At 70.4% G+C, this 26,913-nt stretch carries 27 protein-coding genes, 2 tRNA genes and 1 pseudogene; 18 read left to right on the top strand and 12 right to left on the bottom strand.

Annotation, left to right across the window (positions count from 1 at the left end; translation table 11 throughout):
- Window positions 1-184, bottom strand: a pseudogene (locus ACHAAC_RS09840) (hypothetical protein); the annotation flags it as partial.
- A gap of 86 nt (window positions 185-270) precedes the next feature.
- Here ACHAAC_RS09840 and ACHAAC_RS09835 point away from each other — a divergent pair.
- Window positions 271-1,203, top strand: coding sequence for a DUF808 domain-containing protein (locus tag ACHAAC_RS09835; protein WP_435715963.1), 933 nt, complete (start codon window positions 271-273; stop codon window positions 1,201-1,203).
- Window positions 1,204-1,235: 32 nt separating this feature from the next.
- Entirely contained in the window at window positions 1,236-1,796 is a 561-nt protein-coding gene (locus tag ACHAAC_RS09830; RefSeq protein WP_435715962.1) for a dihydrofolate reductase family protein, read from the top strand.
- A gap of 51 nt (window positions 1,797-1,847) precedes the next feature.
- Here ACHAAC_RS09830 and ACHAAC_RS09825 read toward each other — a convergent pair whose 3' ends face one another.
- From ACHAAC_RS09825 to ACHAAC_RS09800, 6 genes are all read right to left on the bottom strand, one after another.
- Window positions 1,848-3,134, bottom strand: coding sequence for an ABC transporter substrate-binding protein (locus ACHAAC_RS09825; RefSeq protein WP_435715960.1), 1,287 nt, complete (start codon window positions 3,132-3,134; stop codon window positions 1,848-1,850).
- 88 nt (window positions 3,135-3,222) lie between these two features.
- Entirely contained in the window at window positions 3,223-4,350 is a 1,128-nt protein-coding gene (locus tag ACHAAC_RS09820; RefSeq protein WP_435715958.1) for a branched-chain amino acid ABC transporter permease, read from the bottom strand.
- A 79-nt stretch (window positions 4,351-4,429) separates the two neighbouring features.
- Entirely contained in the window at window positions 4,430-5,326 is an 897-nt protein-coding gene (locus ACHAAC_RS09815) for a branched-chain amino acid ABC transporter permease (protein ID WP_435715956.1), read from the bottom strand.
- Window positions 5,323-7,176: an AMP-dependent synthetase/ligase gene (locus tag ACHAAC_RS09810; RefSeq protein WP_435715955.1), complete on the bottom strand. Its 1,854-nt coding sequence runs from the start codon at window positions 7,174-7,176 to the stop codon at window positions 5,323-5,325. The genes ACHAAC_RS09815 and ACHAAC_RS09810 overlap by 4 nt, the downstream gene beginning before the upstream one ends.
- The gene (locus ACHAAC_RS09805; RefSeq protein ID WP_435715954.1) at window positions 7,173-7,958 is read right to left on the bottom strand and encodes an ABC transporter ATP-binding protein; all 786 of its coding nucleotides are present in this window, start codon (window positions 7,956-7,958) and stop codon (window positions 7,173-7,175) included. The genes ACHAAC_RS09810 and ACHAAC_RS09805 overlap by 4 nt, the downstream gene beginning before the upstream one ends.
- 223 nt (window positions 7,959-8,181) lie before the next feature.
- Window positions 8,182-8,961 (bottom strand): ABC transporter ATP-binding protein, encoded by a 780-nt coding sequence (locus ACHAAC_RS09800; RefSeq protein WP_435715952.1) that lies wholly within the window; start codon window positions 8,959-8,961, stop codon window positions 8,182-8,184.
- A gap of 107 nt (window positions 8,962-9,068) precedes the next feature.
- On the opposite strand from ACHAAC_RS09800, the gene ACHAAC_RS09795 reads away from it, so the two are divergent.
- The 5 genes from ACHAAC_RS09795 (at window position 9,069) to ACHAAC_RS09775 (ending at window position 12,729) form a co-directional block, all read left to right on the top strand.
- Complete coding sequence (locus tag ACHAAC_RS09795; protein WP_435715950.1) at window positions 9,069-9,692, top strand: TetR/AcrR family transcriptional regulator; 624 nt, start codon at window positions 9,069-9,071, stop codon at window positions 9,690-9,692.
- A gap of 145 nt (window positions 9,693-9,837) precedes the next feature.
- On the top strand, window positions 9,838-11,103 hold the full coding sequence (gene serS, locus ACHAAC_RS09790; RefSeq protein WP_435715949.1) for a serine--tRNA ligase: 1,266 nt from the start codon (window positions 9,838-9,840) through the stop codon (window positions 11,101-11,103).
- Window positions 11,100-11,894 carry an HAD family hydrolase gene (locus ACHAAC_RS09785; RefSeq protein ID WP_435715947.1) on the top strand — a complete coding sequence of 265 codons (795 nt, stop codon included), beginning with the start codon at window positions 11,100-11,102 and terminating at the stop codon, window positions 11,892-11,894. Before serS ends, ACHAAC_RS09785 begins: the two co-directional genes overlap by 4 nt.
- 224 nt (window positions 11,895-12,118) lie before the next feature.
- The gene (locus tag ACHAAC_RS09780; protein ID WP_435715945.1) at window positions 12,119-12,526 is read left to right on the top strand and encodes a YjbQ family protein; all 408 of its coding nucleotides are present in this window, start codon (window positions 12,119-12,121) and stop codon (window positions 12,524-12,526) included.
- A gap of 29 nt (window positions 12,527-12,555) precedes the next feature.
- The gene (locus ACHAAC_RS09775) at window positions 12,556-12,729 is read left to right on the top strand and encodes a hypothetical protein (protein WP_435715943.1); all 174 of its coding nucleotides are present in this window, start codon (window positions 12,556-12,558) and stop codon (window positions 12,727-12,729) included.
- A gap of 33 nt (window positions 12,730-12,762) precedes the next feature.
- Here ACHAAC_RS09775 and ACHAAC_RS09770 read toward each other — a convergent pair whose 3' ends face one another.
- On the bottom strand, window positions 12,763-13,317 hold the full coding sequence (locus tag ACHAAC_RS09770; RefSeq protein WP_435715941.1) for a WhiB family transcriptional regulator: 555 nt from the start codon (window positions 13,315-13,317) through the stop codon (window positions 12,763-12,765).
- 33 nt (window positions 13,318-13,350) lie between these two features.
- Window positions 13,351-13,848, bottom strand: coding sequence for a bacterial proteasome activator family protein (locus ACHAAC_RS09765; RefSeq protein WP_435715939.1), 498 nt, complete (start codon window positions 13,846-13,848; stop codon window positions 13,351-13,353).
- Between the two features lie 92 nt (window positions 13,849-13,940).
- Here ACHAAC_RS09765 and ACHAAC_RS09760 point away from each other — a divergent pair, with 92 nt between their 5' ends.
- Entirely contained in the window at window positions 13,941-14,972 is a 1,032-nt protein-coding gene (locus ACHAAC_RS09760; RefSeq protein ID WP_435715937.1) for an acyltransferase family protein, read from the top strand.
- Window positions 14,973-14,990: 18 nt separating this feature from the next.
- Here ACHAAC_RS09760 and ACHAAC_RS09755 read toward each other — a convergent pair whose 3' ends face one another.
- Entirely contained in the window at window positions 14,991-15,962 is a 972-nt protein-coding gene (locus tag ACHAAC_RS09755; RefSeq protein WP_435715935.1) for an NAD(P)H-quinone oxidoreductase, read from the bottom strand.
- A 103-nt stretch (window positions 15,963-16,065) separates the two neighbouring features.
- On the opposite strand from ACHAAC_RS09755, the gene ACHAAC_RS09750 reads away from it, so the two are divergent.
- The 6 genes from ACHAAC_RS09750 to wrbA all read left to right on the top strand — a co-directional run bounded on the left by ACHAAC_RS09750 (window position 16,066) and on the right by wrbA (window position 20,050).
- Entirely contained in the window at window positions 16,066-16,848 is a 783-nt protein-coding gene (locus ACHAAC_RS09750) for a carbon-nitrogen hydrolase family protein (protein ID WP_435715934.1), read from the top strand.
- Window positions 16,845-17,894 carry a hypothetical protein gene (locus ACHAAC_RS09745; protein WP_435715933.1) on the top strand — a complete coding sequence of 350 codons (1,050 nt, stop codon included), beginning with the start codon at window positions 16,845-16,847 and terminating at the stop codon, window positions 17,892-17,894. The genes ACHAAC_RS09750 and ACHAAC_RS09745 overlap by 4 nt, the downstream gene beginning before the upstream one ends.
- Window positions 17,895-17,984: 90 nt before the next feature.
- A tRNA-Ser gene (locus ACHAAC_RS09740) sits at window positions 17,985-18,073 on the top strand.
- A gap of 1 nt (window position 18,074) precedes the next feature.
- Window positions 18,075-18,488, top strand: a complete 414-nt coding sequence (locus ACHAAC_RS09735) for a hypothetical protein (protein WP_435715932.1) — start codon at window positions 18,075-18,077, stop codon at window positions 18,486-18,488.
- Between the two features lie 148 nt (window positions 18,489-18,636).
- Window positions 18,637-19,347 (top strand): hypothetical protein, encoded by a 711-nt coding sequence (locus ACHAAC_RS09730; RefSeq protein WP_435715930.1) that lies wholly within the window; start codon window positions 18,637-18,639, stop codon window positions 19,345-19,347.
- A gap of 109 nt (window positions 19,348-19,456) precedes the next feature.
- A complete protein-coding gene (gene wrbA, locus ACHAAC_RS09725; protein WP_435715929.1) occupies window positions 19,457-20,050 on the top strand; it encodes an NAD(P)H:quinone oxidoreductase in 594 nt (197 codons plus the stop codon).
- A 286-nt stretch (window positions 20,051-20,336) separates the two neighbouring features.
- Here the strand turns inward: wrbA and ACHAAC_RS09720 are convergent.
- Window positions 20,337-20,423, bottom strand: a tRNA-Ser gene (locus tag ACHAAC_RS09720).
- Between the two features lie 203 nt (window positions 20,424-20,626).
- Between ACHAAC_RS09720 and ACHAAC_RS09715 the strand changes: the two genes are divergently transcribed.
- The 3 genes from ACHAAC_RS09715 (at window position 20,627) to rfbB (ending at window position 24,081) form a co-directional block, all read left to right on the top strand.
- On the top strand, window positions 20,627-21,415 hold the full coding sequence (locus ACHAAC_RS09715) for an MBL fold metallo-hydrolase (RefSeq protein ID WP_435715927.1): 789 nt from the start codon (window positions 20,627-20,629) through the stop codon (window positions 21,413-21,415).
- 174 nt (window positions 21,416-21,589) lie between these two features.
- Window positions 21,590-23,029: an MFS transporter gene (locus tag ACHAAC_RS09710; protein WP_435715926.1), complete on the top strand. Its 1,440-nt coding sequence runs from the start codon at window positions 21,590-21,592 to the stop codon at window positions 23,027-23,029.
- Between the two features lie 53 nt (window positions 23,030-23,082).
- The gene (gene rfbB / locus ACHAAC_RS09705; protein ID WP_435715925.1) at window positions 23,083-24,081 is read left to right on the top strand and encodes a dTDP-glucose 4,6-dehydratase; all 999 of its coding nucleotides are present in this window, start codon (window positions 23,083-23,085) and stop codon (window positions 24,079-24,081) included.
- A gap of 50 nt (window positions 24,082-24,131) precedes the next feature.
- On the opposite strand, the gene ACHAAC_RS09700 is transcribed toward rfbB, so the two are convergent.
- Complete coding sequence (locus ACHAAC_RS09700) at window positions 24,132-24,959, bottom strand: DUF1206 domain-containing protein (protein ID WP_435715924.1); 828 nt, start codon at window positions 24,957-24,959, stop codon at window positions 24,132-24,134.
- 129 nt (window positions 24,960-25,088) lie between these two features.
- On the opposite strand from ACHAAC_RS09700, the gene ACHAAC_RS09695 reads away from it, so the two are divergent.
- Complete coding sequence (locus ACHAAC_RS09695) at window positions 25,089-26,909, top strand: phosphoenolpyruvate carboxykinase (GTP) (protein WP_435715923.1); 1,821 nt, start codon at window positions 25,089-25,091, stop codon at window positions 26,907-26,909.
- Window positions 26,910-26,913 lie beyond the last annotated feature (4 nt).

Genomic DNA, 26,913 nt, shown 5'->3' with positions numbered 1-26,913 from the left:
CGGCCTGACTGACCCGGTTGAACACCGACTTGCGATCGAGGCCGACCGCAGCCCCCGCGACATCCATTTCCCGGCCCGAAAGCCACACATCCCACATCCGCTGCTGCAGATCCAACCGCATCCGCGGCGAAAACCGACTATCAACCATCATCAACACCTTCACATCATCAGGTGTTGCATCCACGCTGCGGACCCGCCCTGGGAATCATGGGGCCCGCCGCCGGGCCCGCGTGCCTATCCTGATCGCAGCGACGACGAGGGGACCTGCACATGGCCGGCGGACTGGTGGCACTGCTCGATGACGTGGCGGCCCTGACGCGGCTCGCCGCGGCCTCGGTCGACGACGTGACGGCCGCGGCCGGCCGAGCGAGCGCGAAGGCGGCGGGTGTCATCGTCGACGACGCGGCCGTGACCCCGCGCTACGTGCAGGGCCTGGCCCCCGAGCGCGAGCTCTCCATCATCCGTCGCATCGCCACGGGGTCGATCCGCAACAAGCTGGTCTTCATCGTCCCGGCGCTGCTGCTGCTCAGCCAGTTCGTCCCCTGGATCCTCACCCCGTTGCTGATGCTCGGCGGTGCGTACCTGTGCTTCGAGGGAGCCGAGAAGGTCTGGGAGAAGGTCGCCGGGCACGAGAAGGCTGCTGAGCCGACCACGACGTCGGGGCCCGAACGTGAGGACGAGGTCGTCCGGGGGGCCGTGCGCACCGACTTCATCCTGTCCGCGGAGATCATGGTCATCTCCCTCAACGAGGTCGCCGACGAGGGCTTCTGGTCCCGCGCGATCATCCTCGTCGTCGTCGCGCTGGGCATCACGGCCCTCGTGTACGGCGTCGTGGCCCTCATCGTCAAGGCCGACGACGCCGGGATGGCCCTCGCGGCCAGACCTTCAGCAGCAGCGCAGTGGATCGGCACGGCTCTCGTGCGCGCCATGCCGGTCGTGCTCCTGGCGCTCACCATCGTGGGCGTCGCAGCGATGCTGTGGGTGGGCGGCCACATCCTCCTGGTCGGCCTGGACGACCTCGGCGTCGCACTGCCCTACGACCTCGTGCACCATGCCGAGGAGGCGGTGGCCGAGACGGTCGGCGTCCTGACCGGGCTCGTCGCCTGGCTGACCAACACGGCGCTCTCGGCGGTCTTCGGCATCGTGGTGGGAGCCGTCGTCGTCGCCGCGCTCCACCTCCTCCCCAGCCGTCGCGCCCACTGACCCGACCCGACCTCACCCGATCGGAGCCCGGCATGCGTTCGCTCGTCTACTACGTCGCCACCAGCGTTGACGGATTCATCGCCGACGTCGACGGCGGCTTCGACGCCTTCGCGATGCAGGGCCCGCACCTCGACGCCATCGTCGCCGAGCTGCCCGAGACGCTGCCCGTCATGGCGCGCGAGGCGATGGGGCTCAGCGGCGTGGGCCGCTTCGACACCGTCCTGGAGGGCCGCGCCACCCACCAGATCGGCCTGGACGCCGGTATTCCCGACGCCTACCCGCACCTGAGACATGTGGTCTTCTCCCGGAGCCTGCCCGACGTGGCCCCCGCGATCGAGCTGGTCCGCACCGACCCCGTCGCACGGATCCGTGAGCTCAAGGCCGAGGACGGGCGCGACATCTGGCTGTGCGGCGGGGGGAAGCTCGCCGCGACCCTCCTGCCGGAGATCGACGAGCTGGTGCTCAAGATCAGCCCGGTCCTGCTGGGCGACGGCATCCCGCTCGTGGCCGGCGGTGCGACGCGGCCGATGACCGCCACCGGCACCCGCACCTTCGACAACGGCGTCGTCTGGCAGACCTACAAGCTGGACTGACGACGAAGGGCCCGGCGAGCCGAAGCTCACCGGGCCCTGTCGCCGTTCAGGTCACTGCAGGCTGAAGCACGGCTCGGAGAAGTCGTACCCCTCGGCCGTCGGACCCGTGGTCAGGTCCTGCTCCAGTGACATGCCCGTCGGAGCATCGGTGTCGACGGTGCTGATGACGCTCGACCGGTACGCCGACTCGGCGGGCTCGCCGGTCGTCCGGCCGGCCTCCTCGGGCAGCATGCCCTCGTAGTCCACCGACTCCAGGTTTCCGGCAGCCTCGACGAGCGACTCGCGCGTGATCTCACCGTTCTCGGCGGCCTGCTCCAGCGCCGCGAGCATCGGATAGCTCCAGGCCCAGCCGGAGGTGTAGCCGTCGTTCGGCGTCACGTCCCCGACCGCCTCACGCATGGCCTCGTGGCCCGGCGTGTCGGTGCCGAACGGACCCCAGGGGCCGGCATGGGCGAAGAGCGCCTCCAACGCCGGAGCAGCTGCGGAGTCCAGCAGAGCCGGGTTCCACGTCGGGCTGGAGCCGACGAACTGCCCCTCGAAGCCCTCCGCGGCCGTGCCACCCACGACGGCAGCCATCTCGGCCGGTCCGGTCGTGATGACCACGAGGTCGGGCTCCTCCCGCAGGACGGACGCGACGGTCTCGGCCTGCTGGTCCTGGCCTGGGGGCGCCTTGATCTCGACGTACTCCAGGTCGTTCTCCTGCGCAGCCGCCTCGACCCCGGCTGCGGCGTCTCCGCCGTAGTCGTTGTCGTAGCCCACCGCGGCAACCTTCTCGATGCCGTCGCGGTTCTCCAGCGCCCAGTCGACGCCGTTCATGGCCTCGAAGCAGTAGTTGGCACCGCTCTCGAGGATCTGGTCTTCGAACTCCCACGCGGAGTTCCACGACGCCGGGACGCCGATGACGTCGTCGGACTTCATGTCGTCCAGGATCGCGAGCGTCTGGGAGGAGCCGAGGGTCTGACCGAGGGCCAGGATGTCCTCACGGATCTCCTGGTACTTGCGGTTGTGCAGCTCGGGGTTGTACTCGGCGTCCTCGATGTTGTCCTCGATGTTGACGTCGTAGCCACCGACGCCGCCGTCCTCGTTGACGCGCTGCCAGAACGCCTTCTGGGCGTCGGTGATCGGCACCGCCAGTGGGGCGAACGGGCCCTTGGTGAGGTCGGAGATCGCGCCGAGGTAGATGCAGCCGTTGTCCTCGTTGACGGCGCTCGGGCAGGGCTCGTCGGAGATGCCCTCGGCGGCGGCGTCGCCGTCGCTGGATCCCCGGCAGCCGGTGAGCACGAGTGCCACGACGGCGGCTCCCACGCCGGCACGCACCAGGTTCTTGGAGATGGTCATGGTCTTCCTTTCGGTGGAACGGGCACGGGCTCGTGCCGCAGGGGTGGGCACCAGGGGTGCCCGGCTCGGGTGGACGGACGGGGGCGGGTCAGTAGGAGAAGGGCCACCCCTTCCAGTAGTTGCGTATTCGCAACCAGATGCCGAACAGGCCCCGAGGCTCGAAGACGAGGAATCCGACGATGAGTGCGCCATAGAGGATCTGCTCGAGCTGGAACACCGTGAGCAGGCCGCCGCCGCCGGCGGAGTCACTGATCCCAGGCAGGATGTGGGCGACCTCGGTGGCGATGCGGGGCAGGGCGGTGATGAACAGCGCACCCATGATCGCTCCGGAGATCGTCGCCACGCCGCCGATCAGGATCATCGCGAGGTACTGGATGCTCAGCAGCAGCCCGAACGCAGCGGGTTCGAAGACGCCCACCACCGCGTAGTACAGGGCCCCCGCGACGCCGGCGAAGAACGAGCTCATCGCGAAGGCCATCACCTTGTACTTGGTGAGGTCGACCCCGATCACGGCGGCCGCGACGTCGCGGTCCCGGATGGCCGAGAACGCCCGCCCGACCCCTGAGCGAGCGATGTTGCGTCCGATGACGGCGAACAGGACGAGGAAGGCCAGCGCGAGGAAGAACTGCTTCTGGTTGCGCGAGAGCTCCATCCCGAGCCACACGCCGCTCGTGGTGAAGTCGATGCCGAACAGCTCCAGCGCGGGGCCGCGCCGCCCGACGCCCGAGCCACCGGTGAGCTCTCGGGCGTTGCGGAAGACGTGGTCGCCGATGAAGACCAGGCCGAGCGTCACGATCGCGAGGTAGAGCCCGCGCAGCCGGACGGCGATGGGCCCCACCAGGAGCCCGGCCACGGCGGCGACGACGCCCGCCGCCGGCAGCCAGATCCACATCGGCAGCCCGTAGCCGGTCACCGGACCGTCCGGGCTCCCGCCGAGGATCGCACCGGTGTAGGCGCCGAGCCCGATGAAGAAGGCGTGCCCGAGCGAGACCTGTCCGGCGTAGCCGGTGACGAGGTTGAGCCCGATGGCGCCGACGGCGGCGATCATGCCCAGCGTCAGGATGAGCAGGATGTCGTCCTGGGCTCCGAACGGCACGGCGATCGCGGCGAGGAGGATCGTCCCGAGGGCGATCCGCTTGGCGCCGGTGTTGACCAGCGCCATGTCCTGGCCGTAGGCGGTGCGCGCCATCGGGCGCCTGCGCAACGTCGCGCTCATGCGATCACGCCCTGAGAAGAACCACTGTAGGGCCGTGGTCGCATGAGGTGATCTGGATTGTTCGCTCGCTGGCGCTCGCTCATACGCGTTCCACCTCTCTCGTCCCGAAGAGTCCATAGGGTCTGACCAGCAGCACCACGAACATCAGGGCGTAGGGCACGACCAGCGCGAAGTTGGTGCCCAGCCACGGTGCGAGCGTCGGCTGGAACGTCGCGGTGAGCGCCTCGGTGATGCCCACGAGCAGGCCACCGACGACAGCACCCGGGACGCTGTCGAGACCGCCGATGATGATGGCCGGGAGCGCCTTGAGGGCGATCGTCCAGGTGTTCTGGTCCATGCCGGCGGCTCCCGCGGCGACGAAGGTCCCGGCGATGGCTGCCAGGCCGCCGGCGATGGCCCAGGCGAGGGCGAAGATCGCGCCGACGCGGATGCCCTGTGCGAGCGCGGTCTCCTGGTCGATGGCGGTGGCCCGCATCGCGAGGCCGGCCCGGGAGTAGCGGAAGAACAGGGCCAGGGCGACGACCGTGACAGCCGTGACCGCGATGAGCCCGACCCGCTGGTGCGAGATGGACATGCCCAGGACCGTGTAGCGCTCGCTGCCGCCCGGGTACTCCACGATCCGCGACTGCGAGCCGATGTAGCGGTTGGCGAGGATGCGCAGCACGATGTCGATGCCGATGGTGATGATCGCCAGGGTGAACACCGGCTTGCCGACCATCGGCCGCAGGGCCAGGCGCTCCACGAGCATGCCCACGAGAGCGCCGCAGATGATCGCCAGGCCCATGCCGACCCAGAAGGGCAGGCCCAGCTCACGGGTGAAGTGGAAGGTGAAGAGACCGCCCACGGTCATCAGTGCGGGCTGGGCGAAGCTGATGACCTTGGTGGCCTTGTAGATCATCACGTAGCCGAGCGCGAGCAGGGCGTAGATGGAGCCCTGGCCGAAGCCGTTGACGAGGGCCTGGGGGACGTCGCTCATGAGCTGCTGCCCCCCGATCCGGTCGACGTGGTGCTGTACATGGACTCGATGACGTCCTCGAACTGGGCGGTGACGGCCGAGCGCCGCACCTTCTGGGTGGCGGTGAGCTCGCCCTCGTCGTGGTCCAGCTCCTTGGGGATGAGCGCGAAGGACTTGATGGTCTCCACGGCGGCGAACCTGGCGTTGGTCTCGTCGACCACGCCCTGGACGAGCTCGCGCACCTCCGGCTTCTCGGCGAGGTCGCGGTACGTGGTGAAGCCCAGACGACGCTTCTGCGCCCAGTTGCCGACGGTGTCGAGCTCGATGCCGATGAGCGCGGTCAGGTACTTGCGGCGGTCGCCGATGACGAGGGCCTCCTTGACGTAGGGCGAGGCCTTGAGGCTGTTCTCGATCTCGCTCGGGGAGATGTTCTTGCCGCCGGCGGTGATGATGATGTCCTTGAGCCGGTCGGTGATGCGCACGTGCGTCCCGTCGACCCACTCACCGACGTCGCCGGTGTGCAGCCAGCCGTCGGCGTCGATGGTCGACGCGGTGGCCTCGGGGTTGTTCCAGTAGCCGACGAACGTGCCGGCGTGGCGGGTGAGGATCTCGCCGGTCTCCTCGTCGATGCGCAGCTCGATGCCCTCCTGGGGCTCGCCGACGGTGCCGACGCGGACCCGGCCGCTCATGTTGGCCGTCGCGATGGCGCTGTTCTCGGTCATCCCGTAGACCTCGTGCATCGGCAGGCCCAGGCCCATGAAGAACTCCAGCACCTCGGGCGAGATGGGCGCGGCGCCCGACGCGGCGTAGCGGACCCGGGACAGCCCGAGTCGCTCGCGCAGCGGCCGGTACAGGAAGACCCACCCGACGGCGTAGGCCGCGCGGGTCGCGAGCGTGTGCTTGCCCTGGTTGGCCACGAGCGTGCGGCCGATCCAGTGCGACACCTTCATCCAGAGTGCGAAGTTGGTCCGCTTGAGGCGTGAGGCACCGCTCATGCGGATGTGGACGCCGGCGACGATCTTCTCCCAGATGCGGGGGACGCCGAAGAGCATCGTCGGCTGGATCTCGCGCAGCGCCTGCTGCACGGTGTCGATGGACTCCGCGAAGTTCACCTGCACGCCGGAGGCGGCGTTGAACCAGACGGTGAAGAGGCGCTCCGCGACGTGGCACAGCGGCAGGTAGCTGACCGCGAGGTCCTTCTCGCTGGCAGCGGGGGTGACGAACGCCCCCTGCTCCTTCAGGTGCCCGATGACGAACTCGATGTTGCCCATCGAGAGCATCGCGCCCTTGGGGGGCCCGGTCGTGCCCGAGGTGTAGACGAGCGTCGCGAGGTCGTCGGGCGTCGCGGATTCCAGCAGGGCCTCGACGGCCCCCGGCTCCTGGTCGCGGTGGGAGGTACCCCGGGCCAGGAAGTCCTCCCACGACATCAGCCGGTCGTCGTCGTAGCGGCCGGTGATGCCTCGCGGGTCCAGGTAGACGATGTGCTGCAGGCCCGGCAGGTCGTCCGTGACCTCCAGCGCCTTGTCGACCTGTTCCTGGTCCTCGGCGATGAGCACCGACGAGCCCGAGTCACGCAGCACGTGCAGAACCTCGGGTGCCGGGTTGGTCGGGTACAGGCCCACGGTGGCGGCGCGGATCGCGGTGATGCCGATGTCGGCGAAGAGCCACTCGCGCCGGTTCTCGCTGTGCACGGCGACGCGATCGCCGACGCCGACGCCGAGGGAGAGCAGCGCGTGGCCGACGAGGGTGGACTGCTCCCAGTAGTCGGCCCAGGTGATCTCCTCCCACAGGCCCAGGTTCTTCTCGCGCATGGCGACCTGGGTCGGGGTGGCGCTCGCGCGGTCGCGGATGCGCTGGGGCAGCGTCGTCATGCGCTCTCCTCCTCGTCCCCGACGCCGAGGTAGGCGCGGATGACCTCGGGATGGTCCTGGACGTCGGCAGGCACGCCGGTGGTGATGGGCTTGCCGAAGTCCATCGCCATGACGCGGTCGGCGAGGTCCATCACCAGGCCCATGTCGTGCTCGACGAGGATCATCGCGATGCCCAGCTCGCTGCGGACGTCGAGGATGAAGCGCGCCATGTCCTCGGTCTCCTCGCTGTTCATCCCGGCGACGGGCTCGTCGAGCAGGAGCAGCTGGGGGTCCATCGCGAGCGCCCGACCGAGCTCGATCCGCTTCTGCACGCCGTACGGCAGCATCCCCACGGGCAGCATCCGGTAGGCCTCGATCTCCAGGAAGTCGATGATCTCCTCGACGCGGCGCCGGTTGCGGACCTCGCCGCGCTGGGCCTTGCCGATCCGGGCGATGGCCGAGGGCCAGCCGTAGCCCAGGTGGGCGTGGCGGCCGAGCATCAGGTTGTCGACGACGTCGAGGTTCTCGAAGAGCTCGATGTTCTGGAACGTGCGGGCCATGCCCAGGCCGGCGATGCGGTGCGGGCGCATGCCGGTGATGTCGCGACCGAGGAACTGCACGCTGCCTGACTGTGGCTGGTAGACGCCGGACAGGACGTTGAAGATCGACGTCTTGCCGGCCCCGTTGGGGCCGATGACGGCGAACAGCTCACCGGGATGGACGTCGAGGTCCACGCCCTGCAGCGCCTTGACGCCGGCGAAGCCGAGCTCGACCCCCCGCAGGCTGACCACGGGCTCACTCATGACGCTCCTCCTGGGTTGAGGGATGCGCTGCGACACCGGTTCACGGTCAGGCTCGGGTTCCCACCGACGGGAGATGAGGGACCGCTGTGCTCCCGGGTCACCGACGGGTTCGGGTTCCCCACGGCGGTGGCTCTCGAGGCAGGAGAGTCCGCGTGCACGCCGAGTTGGTCATGTCCGGAGCGCGAGAAGTCGATGTGTCCAGCGAGTCTGGCGGTGCAGTTGGTCATGACAACCAACGCTTCCGACGCTTGTAGTGCTTGACGTCGCGGTAGGAGGCGGCCAGCTCGCCGCGGCCGAGGTAGAAGTCGCGGATGTCGTCGTCGGCGAGCAGCTCGGCGGCCGGCTTGTCCATGACGATCTTGCCGTGCTCCATCACGTAGCCGTGCTGGGCGATGGACAGCGCCATCGTGGCGTTCTGCTCCACCAGCAGCACGGTGGTGCCGCGGCGGTTGATCTCGACGATGATGTCCTTGATCTGCTGCACGATCCGGGGCGCCAGGCCGAGGCTGGGCTCGTCGAGCAGGAGGTAGGTGGGCTGGGCGACGAGCGCGCGTCCCATCGCGAGCATCTGCTGCTCGCCGCCGGAGAGGTAGCCGGCGACCTTGCGACGACGGTCGCTCAGGATGGGGAACAGGTCGTAGACCTCGTCGATGGCCCCGGTCAGTCCACCCGAGCGCGTGTGGCCGCCGACGCGGAGATTCTCCTCCACGGTGAACTCGCCGAAGACCCGACGCCCCTCGAGCACCTGGCCGAGTCCGGCCGCCACGATCTTGGGCGCGTCGAGGCCGTGGATCGGCTTGTCGTCGAGGGTGATCTCACCCTTGGTGATCGAACCGTCGTGGACGTCGAGCAGGCCGGAGAGGGCGCGCAGCAGCGTCGTCTTGCCGGCACCGTTGGCTCCCAGGAGCGCGACGATGGAACCGCGGGGGACCTGCAGGCTGACGCCGCGCAGGACGAGGATGACGTCGTTGTAGACGACCTCCACGTTCTTGACCGACAGCACTGGAGTCCCTTCGTCGATGGCCGGTGCACCGGAACGTAGTGCATGATCTGGGTCACAAGCAATTGTCACTACGAGTGAAGATAGATGGTGAGGACGATGATGGGGTCATGAGCAACACGGGTCACGGCCACCGCAGCCTGAGCCGGTCGCAGACCGACGGCCGGGTGGAGCGGCGCCTGAGGACGCAACGCGCCATCGTCGCGGCCCACACGGCGCTGCTGCGCGGTGGTGACGTCCGGCCGCGGGCGGCCCAGATCGCGGAGGAGGCGGGTGTCTCGGTGCGGACGCTGTGGGCGGCGTTCGGGGACATGGAGGGCTTGCTGCAGGCCACGACGGACTACTGGTTCGAGGTCGACGACGAGCTGCGGTCCTCGATCGATCCCGAGCTCTCGCTGCCCCAGCGCATCGAGCTCTTCTGCGCCGAGCGGGCACGGCGGCTGGAGAACATCTCCCCCGCGGCACGAGCGGCCGTCCTCATGGAGGTGGACTCCCCGACCCTGCGCGAGAGCCGACGTGGTCACGTGCAGCGGGTCCTCGACGACGTCGCGAGGACGTTCGACGCCGAGCTGGAGGCCGTCCCCGACAGGGCCGTGGTCTTCGACGCCGTCGTGGCGGCGACGAGCTGGAACGCGTGGTCGCTGCTGCGTGACGACCTGGACCGCCCGGTCGACGCGGCGCTCGCGGCGATGATCCGCGCCGTCACGGCGATCCTGGGCCCGCCCCCCGGCTGAGGCGGTGAGTCAGTGGTGGATGGGCGGCCGATTCCGCCACTCACCCACCGCCGCCCCGTGTGTAGGACGACCAGGTCACCGATCCCGGGGACAGGACGGCAGGTCACCGCCCAGGGGTGCGAGCGCGTCCGGTTAGGCTGGCGAGGTGATTGACGCCCGGCTGCTGCGAGACGATCCCGAGTCACTGCGCGAGGCACAGCGGAGGCGTGGGGAGTCTCCCGAGCTGGTCGACGAGCTCGTCGCCGCCGACGAGGCGCGCCGCACGGCCATCGCGACGTTCGAGCGGGCCCGCTCGGAGCAGAAGAATCTCGGCAAGCTCATCCCGAAGGCACAGGGCGAGGAGAAGCAGGCCCTTCTGGCACAGACCAAGGAGCTCAGCGCCTTGGTCAAGACGGCCGAGTCGGAGCAGGCCGAGTCGGGAGCGCGCTTCGAGAAGCTCCTGAAGGCCCTGCCCAACCCCACCTCACCCGACGCACCGCAGGGCGGCGAGGACGACTTCGTCGTGCTGGAGACGGCCGGAACACCGCGTGACTTCGCGGCCGAGGGCTTCGAGCCGCTCGACCACCTCGACCTCGGCAAGAAGCTCGGTGCGTTCGACGTCGAGCGAGGCGTCAAGGTCAGCGGCTCGCGCTTCTACTTCCTCACCGGTGTCGGTGCCCAGCTGGAGCTGGCGCTCACGCAGCTGGCGATGAGCCGGGCGGCCGAGTGGGGCTTCACGCCGATGATCACCCCTGCGCTCGTCAAGCCGAGGGCCATGGAGGGCACGGGCTTCCTCGGGCAGGCGGCGGACGACGTCTATCACCTGGAGAAGGACGACCTCTACCTCGTCGGCACCTCCGAGGTCGCGCTGGCCGCCTATCACTCCGACGAGATCCTGGAGGGTGACGTCCCGAAGCGGTACGTCGCCTTCAGCCCCTGCTACCGCCGTGAGGCCGGCTCCTACGGCAAGGACACGCGCGGCATCTTCCGGGTGCACTGGTTCGACAAGGTCGAGATGTTCGTCTACACCACGCTCGAGGAGTCCCATGCCGAGCACGAGCGGCTGCTCGGCTGGGAGAAGCAGTGGCTCGACGACCTCGAGCTGCCCTACCGCGTCATCGACGTGGCCACCGGCGACCTCGGGCTCTCAGCCATCCGCAAGTTCGACTGCGAGGCCTGGATCCCCACCCAGGGCAGGTACCGCGAGGTCTCCTCGGCGTCCAACTGCACCCAGTTCCAGGCACGTCGGCTCGACACCCGCCTGCGGACCGATGAGGGGACCGTCGCCGCCGCGACCTTGAACGGGACCCTGTGCGCCATGCCCCGCACGATCATCGCCCTGCTGGAGAACGGGCAGCAGGCCGACGGATCGGTGCGCCTGCCCGCCGTGCTGCACCCGTACCTCGGCGAGATCCTGGAGCCGATCGCATGAGCAGGGGCGACTTCCGGCCCCGCCTCGCGGCCCTCGACGTCGACGGCACGCTCGTCGACTGGGAGAACCAGATGACCAGCGTCGTCCGTGACGCGGTGCTGGAGCTCGCCGACTCCGGCGTGGAGATCGTCATCTCCACCGGTCGGGCCATCCCCGGGGTGCTCGACGCCGCGCAGAAGCTCGACCTCACCGCGGGCACCGCCGTGGCCAGCAACGGGGCCGTGGTGCACACCTTCCACCCGGTCGACGTCGTCCACACCGTCACCTTCGACGCCTCCGAGGCGGTGCGTCGCGTGCTCGAGCACGTGCCGGACGCGCTCGTGGCCGTGGAGGAGGTCGGGGTCGGCTACCGCGCGAACGCACCGTTCCCGGAGTGGGAGATCAGCGGGTCGGTGAACATCGAGGACGTCGACTCGCTCGTGGCCGAGCCGGTGACGCGGGTCATCATCCGTGCCCCCAAGAAGGACGTCGACACGTTCGGCGACCTCGTCCACGGCCTGGGCCTGACGGAGGTCAACTACAACATCGGCTACACCGCCTGGCTCGACATCGCCCCGGAGGGCGTCTCCAAGGCTTCCGGCCTGGAGGTCGTGTGCGGACGCCTCGGCATCGCTCGCGAGGAGGTGCTCGCCGTCGGTGACGGGATGAACGACTACGACATGCTGCAGTGGGCCGGCCGCGGCGTGGCGATGGGCCAGGCGTCCGACGAGCTCAAGGCCGTCGCCGACGACGTCACCGGCACGGTCACCGACGACGGCCTCGCCACCGAGCTCCGCCGGTGGTTGCCATGACTCGGTGACGTGCTCAGCGAGCTCGGGCACATGAGCTTCTCGCTGCGCGGATGTGACCGGGTCGAGTTTTGCTCGGGGTCCACGGCTGCCTTCCTGCACCGCCGGAGCTGACGTTGGTCCGCCCTCTCTGGGTTCGCCCGAGCTCGGGCACATGAGCTTCTCGCTGCACGGATGTGATCGGGTCGGGGAGCCTGCGGGGGCCGGGTGCGTGCCACGATGGCGGCATGCGCAGCGAGACGTTCGACGTCCACACCGGCGGCACCGCCGTCGTGCACGACATGACCGCCGAGTGCGCCCGCTTCGTGCGCTCGGAGGCCGACGGCCTGCTGCACGTCTTCGTGCCCCACGCCACGGCGGGGATCGCGATCATCGAGACCGGCGTCGGCAGCGACGACGACCTGCTCGCCTCGCTCGACGAGCTGCTCCCGCGCGACGACCGGTGGGTGCACCAGCACGGCACGCCGGGCCACGGCCGCGACCACGTCGTCCCGGCGCACCTCGCGCCCTCGATGACGGTGCCGGTGCTGGCCGGCCGGCTCGCGCTGGGCACCTGGCAGTCGGTGTGCCTGGTCGACACCAACGTCGACAACCCCGACCGCACCGTCCGGCTCAGCTTCCTGCCGTCCACCTGATCCCGCGCCACCGATGGCATGGTGGTGACATGTCAGTCATCACCACGCTCCGGGAGTTCCTCGGCATGGACGCGGCGACGGTGCTCGCCGGGTACGAGCTCAGCTCACGAGGAGTCCGGCTTCCCGCCTGCGAGGTGTGCGGCGCGGTCGTCGCCTACGAGACGCAGCAGGCTCACCTCGACTGGCACGCGCGGCGGCGGTGACGGACCGCCTCGCCAGGCGTCGCCGACTGTTCCCTAGGCGAACTGGCTGGTCTCGAGCGCGTCGAACGCGTCGAGGACCTCCTCGATCGAGGGCGTGCGTCGCTGGGGAAGGGTCGAGACCTGCTCGACGCGGGTGGCCTCCTCGCGCGCGCGGCGCAGGTGCCGCTTGATGGTGGACGTCGAGCAGCCCAACCGCTCGGCCAGCTGCTGGCACGTGTCCTTGGGGTGCGCGTGCCGGACCGCCACCACCATCTCGTGACTCACCGGCCCGTTGCCCAGGCGCGTCGTGCCGTACGGGGCGAGGGTCGGTTGCGTGACCTCGATGCCGAGCTGGCGGCGGATCGTGGCGCGATCGGCCTCGGTGGTGCAGGCCACGAAGCCCGAGACGTCGACCTCCACGACCGCCCGGTACAGGCAGTCCACGAGCATCGGACACCCGGCGCAGCTGCGGTGGGCCACCGCGAGGCGTTCCTGGACGGCTGCGACCGTCCCACTGCCCGACGTGGTGCTGGCCACGGCGGCGACGTCCTCGAACAGCTCCGGCTGATGAGCGCACGGGGGTACCGGCGTCTCGATCGCGATCGTCATGGGGCTCCCTCCCTGTCGCGCGTGGCCGCAACTCTAGAGGTACATCCCGCCCGCCGAGGGGGGTTCGGGGGAAGTAGTCGAATCGTCATGCGGACCGTCCCCGGGGGCCGGCAGCGCGAGCCGCATGTTCTGGAACTGGGCCTGTGCCTGGACCTGCTGCGCGTAGAGCGCCGCCTGGATGCCGTGGAACAGTCCCTCGAGCCAGCCCACCAGCTGGGCCTGGGCGATGCGCAGCTCCGCGTCGCTCGGTGACTCCGCGTCGAAGGGCAGGCTGAGCCGCCGCAGCTCGTCGGTGAGCTCGGGGGCGAGCCCGTCCTCCAGCTCGGTGATCGACTGTTCGTGGATCTCGCGCAGGCGGGCCCTGCTGGCGTCGTCCAGCGGCGCCGACTTCACCTCCTCCAGCAGCTGGCGGATCATGCTGCCGATCCGCATCACCTTGGCGGGCTGCTCCACCAGGTCCGAGAGCTTGCCGCCGCTCGCGGCGGCCAGGTCCTGCCCGGGGACGGTCGGTTCCTGAGGGGTGTGGCTCATGCCGGCCAGACTACGAGAGGTCCCTCACACGCCACGCGGCAGTTGAGGCACAGCCCTTGAAAACCGGGTCGGCATCTGGTGACGTCGTGCAGATGCCCTCCACCACGCGCGACCGTCGACTCGACGTCCTCAAGGGTGTCCTGATCGCGGGAGTCGTCATCGGGCACTTCCTCGAGACCTCCGGCGGCGCACCCCCCGACGGCCTGTACTCCGGCTGGTACGAGGAGCCTCAGCGCAGCATGCTGACGTTCCTCTACCTGTTCCACATGCCCCTGTTCGTGCTGCTCGCGGGCGTCGTGGCGAGGGCGCGGAACATGACGCACCGGATCGTGCAGATGGTGGCGCTTTACGGCATCCTGCAGGTCGCCTACCTCCTGGCGCGGGGCGGCTCGCTGACCCCGGAGTCCCTCGTCCATCCGGTGTACGGGCTGTGGTTCCTGCTGGCGATGGGCTGGTGGATCGCGTCGCTCCCGCTCGTGCAGCGGCTGGGCCACGCGGCCCTGCCCGTGGCGGTGGCGACGTCGGTCGTGGCCGTCACCATCCCGGTCGACGACGGAGACCTGCTCGCCTGGTCACGGGCCCTCTGCTACTGGCCGTTCTTCGTCGCCGGGCACCTCTATGGCGCTCGGATGCTGCAACGCACCGCCGGTGCCGGGCCGGCCACGATGCTCCCCGCCGTCACGGTGCTCATCGCCATCACCGGTCTCGTCGTCGCCTCGGGCCTGGACCCACGGTGGTTCCGGGGTGCGGACAACGCGGCCTCGATGGGCGAGCCGACGGTGCTGGCCCTCGCGGTGCGCCTCTCCTGCCTGGGCGCCGCGGCCATCTGCTCGTGGGCCGTGCTCTCGCTGGTCCAGCGGGGCCCGGGCCATGCGGCGTTGCTGGGCCGGCACAGCCTGGCCGTCTACGCGCTGCACATCCCGGTGGTGTTCGTCGCCCAGGGTGTCTTCGAGCGGGCCGGGCTCGGTGCGGTCACCGCCACGGTGGCGGCCTTCGCGATCTCCGGACTCGTGCTGGCCGTGCTGGCGATGCCGATCTTCGACCGGGCCGTCCGGACCACCGCCACGACGGTCGCCGACGTGGTCGTGCCCGGACATCGCGCTCGCGCGAGCAGCCCGTCCTGACGCCCCGAGGGGTGGAGCTCAGAGCGTCAGCAGCACCTTGCCGGTGTGGCTGGACTCCTCCAGCACCCGGTGGGCCTCGCGGACGTCGGCCAGGGGGACGGTCCGGTCGATGATCGGCCGCACGGTTCCGGCCTCGACGAGCGGCCACACGTGCTCGACCACGCCCGCGACGATCTCGGCCTTCTCCTCCAGCGGTCGGGCCCGCAGAGATGTGGCGGTGACGCTCGCGCGCTTGGTGAGCAGCTGCCCGAGGTTGAGCTCGCCCTTGGCGCCGCCCTGCATCCCGATGACCACGAGTCGGCCGCCGGTGGCGAGCGCGGCGACGTTCCCGGGGAGGTACTTGCCTCCGATGATGTCGAGGATGACGTCGGGGCGGATCTTCTCGCCCTTGAGCACCTCGACGTAGTCCTGCTCCTTGTAGTCGATCGTCAGGTCGGCGCCGAGCTGGCGGCAGAAGGCCGCCTTCTCCGGCGAGCCCACCGTCACCACGACCCTGGCGCCGCGGGCCTTGGCCACCTGGATCGCCATGGTGCCGATGCCGCTGCCGCCCCCGTGGACGAGCAGCGTCTCGCCCTCGGAGAGCCGCGCCGTCATGAAGACGTTGGACCACACCGTCGCGGCGACCTCCATGAGGCCCGCGGCCTCCACGAGGTCGACGCCGGCCGGGACCGGCGCCAGCTGGCCGACCGGCACGGCGACCTGCTCGGCGTAGCCGCCACCGCTGAGCAGGCACACGGCCTCGTCACCGACAGCGACACCTTCGACGCCGGGACCGAGCGCCGACACGACGCCCGAGCACTCCAGGCCCGGCACGGGGGTGGCCCCCGGCGGCGGGTCGTACAGGCCCTGGCGCTGCAGCAGGTCGGCACGGTTGACCCCGGCGGCGCGGACGTCGACCAGCACCTCCCCCTCACCCGCCTCGGGCGCAGGGTGGTCCACCACCTCGAGCGCATCGATGTCACCGGGGGAGCTCACGAGCACGGCACGCATGGTCTCGAGGCTAGGGCACGCAGCGATGACCGCCGGGTGGGAGCCCCGTCACACCGCCGGTGGCCTCAGGCCGCTCTCAGACCGGCCCTGCCAGAATGGACGGATGCGTGTGGCCCTCGTGCAGCTCGCGTCGACGATCGACTCGAGCCAGAACCGCCGCCTCGTGAGTGATCGTCTCGACGCCCTTGCTCCCGGCGCGGCGGACCTCGTCGTGCTCCCGGAGGCGACGATGCATGACTTCGGCTCCCCCGACCACGACCTCGCCCGCCACGCCGAGCCCCTGGACGGCCCCTTCGTCGCCGACGTCACCGCCCACGCCCGACGGCTCGGAGCCACGGTCGTCGCGGGCATGTTCGAGCGCACCGACGACGTCCCCTACAACACGCTCGTCGTCGCCGGCCCGGACGGCGCGCTGCAGGCCACCTACCGCAAGATCCACCTCTACGACTCCTTCGGGTACCGCGAGTCCGATCGGCTGCGCGGGGGTGATCTCGAGCCGGTCACCATCGACGTCGCCGGCACCTGCACCGGATTGATGACCTGCTACGACCTGCGCTTCCCCGAGCTGGGCCGCGCCCTCGTCGATGCCGGCGCAGAGCTGTTCGTCGTGCCGGCCGCCTGGGTGGCCGGCGAGGGCAAGCTGCACCACTGGCGCACGCTGCTGACCGCCAGGGCGCTGGAGGACGTCGTGCACGTTGCCGCCGCGGCCCAGGGCGGCGAGCGGTACACGGGGCACTCCCTCGTGGTCGATCCACTCGGTACTGTCGTGGGTGAGGGGGGATCCGACGAGGAAGACCTGGTGACGGTGGAGATCGATCCCGACGCGGTGACCCGGGCGCGGCGCGTCAACCCGTCCTTGGACAACCGCCGGATGGGCCGATCGTGAGCGCCCACCAGCCCGGCCGCCGTCGACTCGACACGAACGTCCCGGCCGACTACGACGTGCCCACACGCGCTCCGCGTCTGGGCTCCCCCGACTCCGCGCGCACCGCCATGGTGGCCGTGTTCGTGCTGTGGGTGCTCGCGACCATCGGTGCCGGGACGTCCCTGGTCGCCGTCGACGCACCGCAATGGCTCGTGCGTCCCTCGGCCGCCATGCTGCTCGTCGTCTTCAGCCTCGGGCTCACCCACCGCGCCGGCGGGCACATGCGCATCTGGTCCGTCGCGGCGACGGTGCTGGGGATCGCGGCCATCGCGACCCAGGCCAGCCTGCTCATCTCGGCCGCCGCGATCGGCACCGCGGTGCTGGCTGCGACGTGGGCCGTCGTGGTCACCAAGCCTGCGGAGACCGTTCCGGCGGTCCTGCGCGAGTTCTTCATCGCCATCAGCGTCGCCGGCAGCGGAACCATCGCGGTCGCCGCCTGGAACGCGCCGGTGAACTACCAACGGTTCAACCTCTTCGTGCTGGCCGTGGCACTGGCCCTGGCCATCGCGATCGTCTGGAACCTGGGGGCGGGGCTGCACGGCCTCGGTCGCCAGAACCTCACCATCCTGCTCGGTGTGGCCGGGGTGCTGCTGCTCCTGCTCGCCTACTCCAGCTTCGTGCGCACGCACGGCTCGCAGATGCTGGTGGAGGGGCTGACCGACCTGGTCATCTGGATGCGCCAGACCTTCCGCGGGGTGCCACGCCCCGTGGAGGTGTTCATCGGGTTCCCCGCGCTCATCGTGGGCATCTCGCTGCGGTCCCAGCGCCGTGAGGGCTGGTGGGTCCTCGTCTTCGCCGTCCTCGGCACCGGGGTCATGACGACCTCGCTCGTCTCCCCGGGCGCGTACCCCTCCTACATCGCGCTCTCCACCGTCTACTCCATCGTCCTGGGCGTCGCCGTGGGCCTGGCCCTGCGCCACGTGGCCCTGCGACAGCGCTCCCGTCGCTCGCGCGCCATGGTGCAGGAGCGTCGCGTGGAGCCCGGCCGTCTCGCGCCGCTGAAGTAGCCGCACCCGCTCGGCCACGGGGCCCTCACGGCCGGCTCGGGGTCGAGGTGAGATCATGGGCGGACGCCGCGCCGCTCAGCGACGTGGCGTGGAGGGGTGCCGGAGCGGCCGATCGGAACCGCCTTGAAAGCGGTCGCTGGCAGAAATGTCAGCCGCGGGTTCGAATCCCGCCCCCTCTGCGTGAGCATCTACCGCCTCGACCGCGGACACGCCGCCGTGATGACCGGAGCCCTCGTCATCGCCGCGGCGGTGCTGGCCTTCCTCGGCTTCCTGCTGACGTCGGCGTTGCTGGCGGTCCTCGTCGTCCTGCTGCTGCTGGTCGCCGGCTACGTCGTGGCGCGCCCACCCGTCGTGGTCCGGCTCGACGAGCACGGCCTGCGCGGTCGTCGGGTCCGGGTGCGGTGGCTCGACGTCGAGAACGTCGCCCTGGAGGACGGGGCACTCCTGCTCCGCGCGGACAACGGTCCCAGCCACCGCGTCGGCCTGGCCCCCTTGGGGCGTCGGGCCCAGGAGATGGTGCGGGAGGTCTACGACCGGATGAACACCGCGCACGGGTACCAGCGCTGGGAGCCCGGAGGCGGCGGAGACGCCTGATCGCAGGAACGACCGCGGGCCGCCGCGATGATGAGAATTTCCTTAACGCGGTGCCCTAGGCTGGCGGCTCTCCGCACCCGACGACCCCGAACGGAGCCGTGTGCCCCACCTGCACCAGACTGCGCCCTCCCGGCGGCTCGGCATGCCGATGAATCACCTCCGGCAGGTGGCCCGGATCCTGCGCACCGACGGTGCAGTCGCGGCGGTCGCCGTGCTGCTCACCGTCACGGTCGCCGGCCTGTTCGCGATGCACCCGTTGTCCGCGTGGCACTGGGGCGACCGGGGAATCTGGGACATCTGGCTCGAGGCCGGGATGCTCTCGCTGTTCGGCTGGGCGATGTGGTTCTGGGGCATGCTGCTGGCGATCGCCCTCTCGGTGCGGGAGCGCGCATGGTCCTTGCTCGTGTGGGCCGTGATCCTCGCCCTGCTGCTCTACGACGACGCCGAGGAGTTCCACGAGCTCCTGGCGCGACGCCTGGCCACGGAGCTGTTCCCCGGCATGCCGACGCTCTCGGAGCTGCTCGCGTTCGCGGCGGTCGGGTCCGTCTGTCTCGCCATCGCGCTCGCCGGGACGGCCGTGGCCCGGCCGGCCACACGCGGGGTGCACACGGCCCTCGTCCTGATCCTCGCGACCGGCGTGTTCTTCGGCGTGGGCGCCGACGCCATCCAGAACCTGGTGGGCCGAGAGTCCTCGTGGTGGCTGCCCGTCACGCTCGTGGAGCAGATGGGCGAGGCGATGACGTCCGTCGCGATCGTCGTGGCGTTCATCGCGTGGATCGGGCACGGCATCGACCCGGCCCACCCCGGTTCGCGCGCTCTCGTGCAGGCACCGGACCGGCAGAGCGCCCCGCACGCGTAGATCCGACGAGCACTGCGGGGCCGGTCGGGCCGTGCAAGCCTGAAGACGTCATGTCCGGTGCGCGAGCACGGCCGTGACGCGACCTGACCGACGACCAAGGAGGACCACCATGACCAACGTGGCGATCATCTACTACTCCTCGTACGGCACGACGCACACCATGGCCGAGCGGGTGGCCGCTGCGGCCGAGAAGACCGGGGCCCAGGTGCGCCTGCGGCACGTCCGCGAGACCGCGCCGCAGGAGGTCGTGCAGTCCCAGGAGGCCTGGAAGAACCACCAGGCGGACATCGCCGACCGCCCGGTCGCCGAGCCCGACGACCTGGACTGGGCCGACGTCGCGGTCTTCGGCTCCCCCACGCGCTACGGCCACGTGACCAGCCAGCTGCAGGGCTTCATCGACACCCTCGGCCCGCTGTGGGGCCAGGGCAGGCTCGCCGACAAGGTCTACACCGCCTTCACGTCATCGCAGACCAAGCACGGCGGCCAGGAGTCCACCCTGCTGGCCATGCACACGACGTTCGCGCACTTCGGCGGCATCATCGTGCCCCCGGGCTACACCGACCAGCTGAAGTTCACCGACGGCAACCCCTACGGCGTCGGCAAGGTGACCGGCGAGTCCACCGAGCTCGACGGCGACGACCTGGCTGCCCTGGACCACCTCGTGGAGCGCGCCATTCGCGTGGGAGAGAAGCTCGCCGGCTGAGCCGAGTCGTCGCCCCTGACCGACGGGGCAGGAGCGCGTGCGACGCGAGCTCTGCAGGGGGGTATCGAGACCACGTTGGCTGAGCGGCCTCGATGGTTGAGGCGTAGGTCGGCTGTGCGGTCAGCCCACGGCGTGGTTCGGCGAGCGTCACCCCGTGAGGGCGGAGCGAGCTCCGCCCGGCACCGGTCACCTCCTGCGGGCGGAGCGAGCTCCGCCCGGCACCGGCGATCGGCAACTAGCGTGGCTCTTGCTGTGGTGCCGTGTTCTTGGCTCCTACAGCGGGGGGCGGAGATGGAGGGATTTGAACCCTCGAGAGGTTTGAACCTCAACCCGCTTAGCAGGCGGGCGCACTAGGCCACTATGCGACATCTCCCCGCTGCCGGCCGTGGCGACCGGCAACCGGAACAGGATAGCGAGAACACCTCACCACCGACGAATCGGGCGGTCCGCCACCTCCGGACCGCGCCCACGCGCCGCCCACTCCAACCCAGCGAGCACCGCCGGCGGCCACGCCGAACGACCCTCGGACGCGCCAAGGCCCGCACACCACCGCGGCGGATGCGCGAGGATGCAGGCATGCGCGTTGAGCACCTCAGCTGCGGACTGATGACCCCACCCGGCATGCCGGCCATCCCCGCCCACGTCCTGCTCTGCCACACCGACATGGGGCTCGTGCTCGTCGACAGCGGCTTCGGCACGGCCGACCTGGCCGATCCCCGTGACCGCCTCGGCCCCATGCGTCACCTGCTGCGACCCGTGCGCGACGAGGCCCACACGGCCCTGCGTCAGCTGCAGGCTCGCGGCCACCACGCCGAGGAGGTTACCCACGTCGTCCTCACGCACCTCGACCTCGACCACGTGGGTGGCATCGCCGACTTCCCGGCCGCCACGATCCACATGACGGCCTACGAGCACGCCGCAGCCGTCACCTCGCCCGACGTGCTGGACAAGGCCCGCTACCGCACCGGACAGCTGGCCCACCAGCCGGTGGTGCGCACCCACGACGGTCGCGGCGACGAGTGGCGCTACGGACTCACCGCGCACGAGGTGCTGCCCGGCATCGCCCTGGTGCCGATGCCCGGCCACTCCCGCGGTCACGCCGCCGTGGCCGTCGACGCCGATGGCGGCACGATCGTCCACGCGGGCGACGCCGTCTTCGACGCCAGCTGCTACACCGACGCCACGCCGGGCGGGCTGCCGTTGTCGCGCCGACTGCCGCTCCGCTCCTTCGAGCGGGTCGTCGGGCGGGACCAGCGCGCCATCAGCCGCAACCACCGCACGCTGCGCCGGCTGGACCAGATGCCGGGCGTGACGGTCGTGCCGGCACACGACGCCCGCATCACCGGCGAGCTGGTGGGCACCTGAGCTGCCTTCCACCACGTGCCGTCCGCATCCGTGGCCACGTGAGCGAGGCGACAGCCGACGAGGAGGCCCTGGGCGGGACGGTCCGGTAGGCTGGCGAGGTTGCTCGCCGCAACCTTTTTCTCTCGCCGTCGCCCCCGGGTGGACGGCTTCCGTCCATGGAAGGCAGGCCGGTCCGTGTCGTCGCGCGCTCGTCAGGCGGTCACCTTCGCCGTCCTCACGCTCGCCGTCACCTCGTTCACGCTGCTGCAGTCACTCATCATCCCGGTGCTCTCGCTGATCCAGGAGCGGTACGACTCCGACCAGACGACCACGACCTGGGTCCTCACGGCCTACCTGCTCTCCGCCTCCATCTGCACGCCCTTGCTCGGACGGATCGGTGACGCCGTCGGCAAGCGGCGGATGATGGTGCTGACCCTGTGCGCACTCTCCGTGGGCTCCCTGATGGCCGCGCTGGCCCCGTCGATCGGCTGGCTGATCGTGGCTCGCGTGGTCCAGGGCGCCGGCGGCGGCGTGCTGCCGCTGTCCTTCGGGATCATCCGCGACGAGTTCGACGACGACCGCCGCAGCGGCGCCCTCAGCATCATCGCCTCCCTCGCGGCCGTGGGCTTCGGCGTGGGCATCGTCCTCGGCGGCCCGATCGTCGCCGGCCTGGGCTACGCCTGGCTGTTCCTGCTCCCGATGATCGTCACCGCCGTCGCGGCCCTGGGTGCCGCCCTGCTCGTGCCGGAGTCACCCGTCCTCACCCCCGGACGGATCCCCGTCACCCCCGCGCTGCTGCTCTCGGGCTGGCTGGTGTGCCTGCTGCTGGCCGTCAGCGAGGGCAACGTCTGGGGCTGGGCGTCCCTGCCGGTCCTCGGCCTGCTTGCGGCCGCGGCCGCCCTCGCCGCACTGTGGGTGTGGGTGGAGCTGCACGTCCCCGTCCCCCTGATCGACATGCGCATGATGCGGCTGCGCGGCGTGTGGACCACCAACGTCGTGGCTGCCGGTGTCGGGTTCGGCATGTTCGCGGGGTTCGGCTTCCTGCCGCAGTTCCTGCAGACGCCCCCGTCCGCGGGTTATGGGTTCGGCGCCAGCATCACCGAGTCCGGTCGCCTCCTGCTGCCCTCGGCCGCGGCGAGCTTCTGCGTCGGCTTCCTCACCGCCCGGTTCATCCGCCGGTTCGGTGCCCGCTCGGTCATCGTCACCGGCACGCTCCTGAACGCCGTGGCGTTCTGCTCCATGGCCCTGTTCCACGACGCCACCTGGCAGCTCTACGTCGCCACGACGATCCAGGGCGTCGGCGGCGGTCTGGTCTTCTCCAGCCTCGCGAACGTCGTGATCGCCTCCGTCCCGGCGCACCAGACCGGGGTGGCCAGCGGGATGAACGCCAACATCCGCACGATCGGCGGCTCGATCGGCTCGGCCGTGATGGCGGGTGTCGTCACGGCCCAGGTCGGGTCGACGGGCCTCCCGCTGGAGGTGGGCTACACGGCGGGCTTCCTGGTGCTCGCCGCAGGCATGCTCCTCGCGACGGTCGCCGCGACCCGGATCCCGGAGATCCGCACCTGCAGCGGTTCCGGGTTGGACTCCGCCGACGACGCCGGGCTCGCGGCCATCCCCGCCGCCTCGCGCTGATCCTCCGGTCCCTTGGTCCGCACCGACGCTCGTGGGGTCGGTAGCCTCACGACATGCGAGCGGTGCTGGTCACGGGCGGGGCGGGCTTCATCGGCTCGGGCCTGGTGCACCACCTCATCGCCCACACCGATGCCGTCGTCACCGTGCTCGACAAGCTCACCGGTGCCGGGAACCGTGACTCCCTGACCGGCGTCCCCGACGAGCGCCTGCGGTTCGTCCGCGGCGACGTGTGCGACGTGGCCGTGGTCGATGAGCTCGTGGCCGGCCAGGACGTCGTGGTCCACTGCGCCGCGGAGTCGCACAACGACGCAGCGCTGCGGGACCCGCGTCCCTTCGTGGACACCAACATCGTGGGCACCGCCGTCGTGCTGGAGGCGTGCCGTCGTCACGACGTCCGCCTGCACCACGTCTCCACCGACGAGGTCTTCGGCGACCTCGCCCTCGACGACCCGACCCGCTTCACCGAGGCCTCGCCCTACCGGCCATCGAGCCCCTACGCCGCCAGCAAGGCGAGCGCCGACCACCTCGTCCGGGCCTGGGTGCGGTCCTTCGGTCTGCGCGCGACGCTCAGCAGCTGCTCCAACACCTACGGTCCGCGCCAGCACGTCGAGAAGCTCATCCCCCGCCAGGTCACCAACATCCTCGACGGCCGGCGGCCCCGCCTGTACGGGAGCGGCGCCCACGTCCGGGACTGGATCCACGTCGAGGACCACAGCGCGGCGGTGCTGCGCATCATCGAGGCCGGCCGGATCGGAGAGACGTACCTCGTCGGCGCCGACGGCGAGCACAGCAACCGTGAGGTGCTCGCCATGGTCCTGCAGCTGATGGGGCAGTCGGCCGACGCGTTCGACCACGTCCGGGACCGCCCGGGTCACGACGTCCGGTACGCCATCGACGCCACCCGGCTGCGCCACGAGCTCGGCTGGCGCCCGCAGCACACCGACCTCGAGGCAGGCCTGTCCGAGACGATCACCTGGTACCGCGAGCACGAGGCGTGGTGGCGCCCGCACAAGGCGACGGTCGAGCAGGAGTACGAGCGGGAAGGTCGCTGAGGGATTCCGCGCCGGGACCGAGGACCAGCCTCGGATCGAGCAGAAGGTGCTCAGCGGTCGAGGTGCCTGGCGCAGGCGAAGCAGAACACGCCGTAGGCGGCGATGCCCAGCGCCATCGTCGCCAGCAGGTAGGGGCCGAACGGCTGGCCCAGCACCGTGGTGAGGGCCTCGTCGAGACCACCGGAGTCGCTCGGGTCGTGGGTGAGGCCGGCGAACACGAACAGGCCGCCCACGAGCCCGATGACGACACCCTTGGCGACGTGGCCGACCCTGCCGAGCAGCACGTAGGAGCGGCCGTCGACACCAGTCTGTCCCTGCGTCTGCAGGTACTCGGTGACGCTCTCACCGAGGCCGCGGACCACCAGCGTCGCTCCGTAGCCGATGATCCCCAGCCCGACCGCGGCCACGAGCCACTGACCGCCCGGCCACTGCATGACCTTCGCGCTCATCGTGTCCTCGGTCGAGGAGCCACCGCCGGAGCCGGAGCCCGTGACCACGCTGACCGCGCTGACCGCGATCGCGCCGTAGATCACGGCTGACAACACGTCGACGGCCCGCTCGCGCCACAGCGTCACGCCGTCGTCGTGGCGGTGGGACACCGCGGCCTCGAGCAGCCGCCACACCACCAGCAGCGTCATGCCCGCGGCCACCAGCCACAGCAGCACGGCACCGAAGGGTTGCTGCGCCAGCTCACGCAGCGCACCCGTCCCGCTGGCCTCCTGCGAGCCGTTGCCGAAGGACAGCCGCAGCGCCAGCCAGGCGATGACCAGGTGCACCAGGCCGAAGACCACCATGCCGAAGCGGACGGCGTGGTCCAGGCCGTCGCTGTGGTCGACCTTTCGGCCCACGTCGTCGGCCTTGTCCGCCATGTCCGCCATCGGTCCAGCGTAGGACCTGACCGACGTGAGGGCTCGCCGGCACTTTTCCCATCGTGCAGGCGAAAGTTGAAGAAATCGTCAACCCGGGTAGCGTGCAGCCACCGACCGGGCAACGAGAGGATCGATCCCATGTCAGACGTGGCAGCAGCACTCGATGCAGCAGGAGTGACCAACCCGCACGTGCGCGAGTACGTCGAGCACTGGGCGGGCGTGACCGGGGCGGAGCGGGTCGAGGTCGTCAACGCCTCGGACGACCCACGGCTGGTGGCCGAGTCGCTCGAGGCCGGAGAGCTCCTGCCCGCGGGGGAGGGCCGCTACTACTCCCGCAGCTACCACAAGGACACCGCGCGGGCCGAGGAGCGGACCATCGTCGCCACCAACGACGAGGGCGACAAGGGCGTCTACAACAACTGGCGCCCCGCCGCGGAGATGAAGCCCAAGCTCATCGACCTGATGACCGGCTCCTCGCAGGGCAAGACGATGTACGTCATTCCCTACCTGATGGCGCCGAAGGGCTCCCCGCTGGAGAAGCTCGCCGCGGGCGTCGAGCTCACCGACAACCGCAACGTCGTGCTGCAGATGATCCGGATGTCCCGCGTTGGCGTCGAGTACGTCAACGACCTCGGGGACTCCTTCGTCAAGGCCGTGCACGTCACCGGCGACCTGGAGAACCTCGGCCAGGGGACGCCGGAGGACCAGCGCTACTTCGTGACCGTGGCCGACGAGCGCACCATCTTGCACTTCGGGTCCTCCTACGGCGGCAACGCGCTGCTCGGCAAGATCGCCCACGGCCTGCGCCAGGGCTCCTACGACGGCTGGCGGAACGGCTTCCTCGTGGAGCAGTTCATGCTGCTCTCGATCACCGACAAGCAGACCGGCGAGAAGCACAACATCTGTGGCGGCTTCCCCTCCGCGTCCGGCAAGACCAACCTGGCCATGACGCTGGCCCCCGACGCGATGGGCGAGAGGTACCACGTCTCCTTCTACGGCGACGACATCGCGTGGTTGTGGGTCGGCGACGACGGCAAGCTCTACGGCATGAACCCCGAGAACGGGGTCTTCGGCGTCGCCAAGGACACCAACATCGCCACCAACCCGACCGCGATCGACTCGATGGCGCCCGGGACGGGCACGATCTTCACCAACGTCGCGTACAACGAGAAGACGCAGGACGTCTGGTGGGAGGGCCTGTCGGACAAGCCGACGGACCTGGACGGCTGGACGGACTGGAAGGGCGACCACATCGCCGACCGGCCCGCCGACGAGGCCGACGCACCGTGGGCGCACCCCAACAGCCGCTTCACCACGACGCTGGAGAACGTGCCCAACGTCGCCGAGGACTTCGAGGACCCGGCCGGGGTCGAGATCCACGGCATCATCTTCGGCGGTCGCACCCGCGACCGCGAGCCGCTCATCCGCGCCATCCACGACGTCGCCGAGGGCGTGTACGACGGGCTGACGCTCGGCGCCGAGGCCACCGCCGCCGCCGACGGCCTGGAGGGCGTGCTGCGCTACGACCCGATGTCGATGCGCCCGTTCATGTCCTACGACGAGGCGGACTACGCCCGGCACTGGCTGGAGGTCATCGGCCGTGCCACGACGGCGCCGATCTTTGCCCACGTGAACTGGTTCCAGCGCGGCGACGACGGCCGCTTCCTGTGGCCCGGCTACCGCGAGAACCTGCGCCCGCTCGTGTGGCTCATGCAGCTGCGCGCCGGTGAGGTGACCGGTCGCGAGACCGCCGTCGGCATCCTGCCCACCCGCGAGGAGCTCAACCTGGAGGGCCTCGTGATCGACTCCGACGACCTCGACACCGTGCTCTCCCTGGACGGCGAGCGCTGGCGGCAGGAGATCGGCTTCCGCGAGGCCCACCTGCAGCAGTTCGAGGGTCTGCCCGAGGAGATCTGGGAGGCGCACCGCCGGGTGGCCGCCGACGTCGAGAGCCTCTGAGCGG

It is taken from the genome of Aeromicrobium sp. CF4.19, assembly GCF_051262555.1.
Classification (GTDB): Bacteria; Actinomycetota; Actinomycetes; order Propionibacteriales; family Nocardioidaceae; genus Aeromicrobium.
This window is presented reverse-complemented; position numbering and strand designations above follow the sequence as displayed.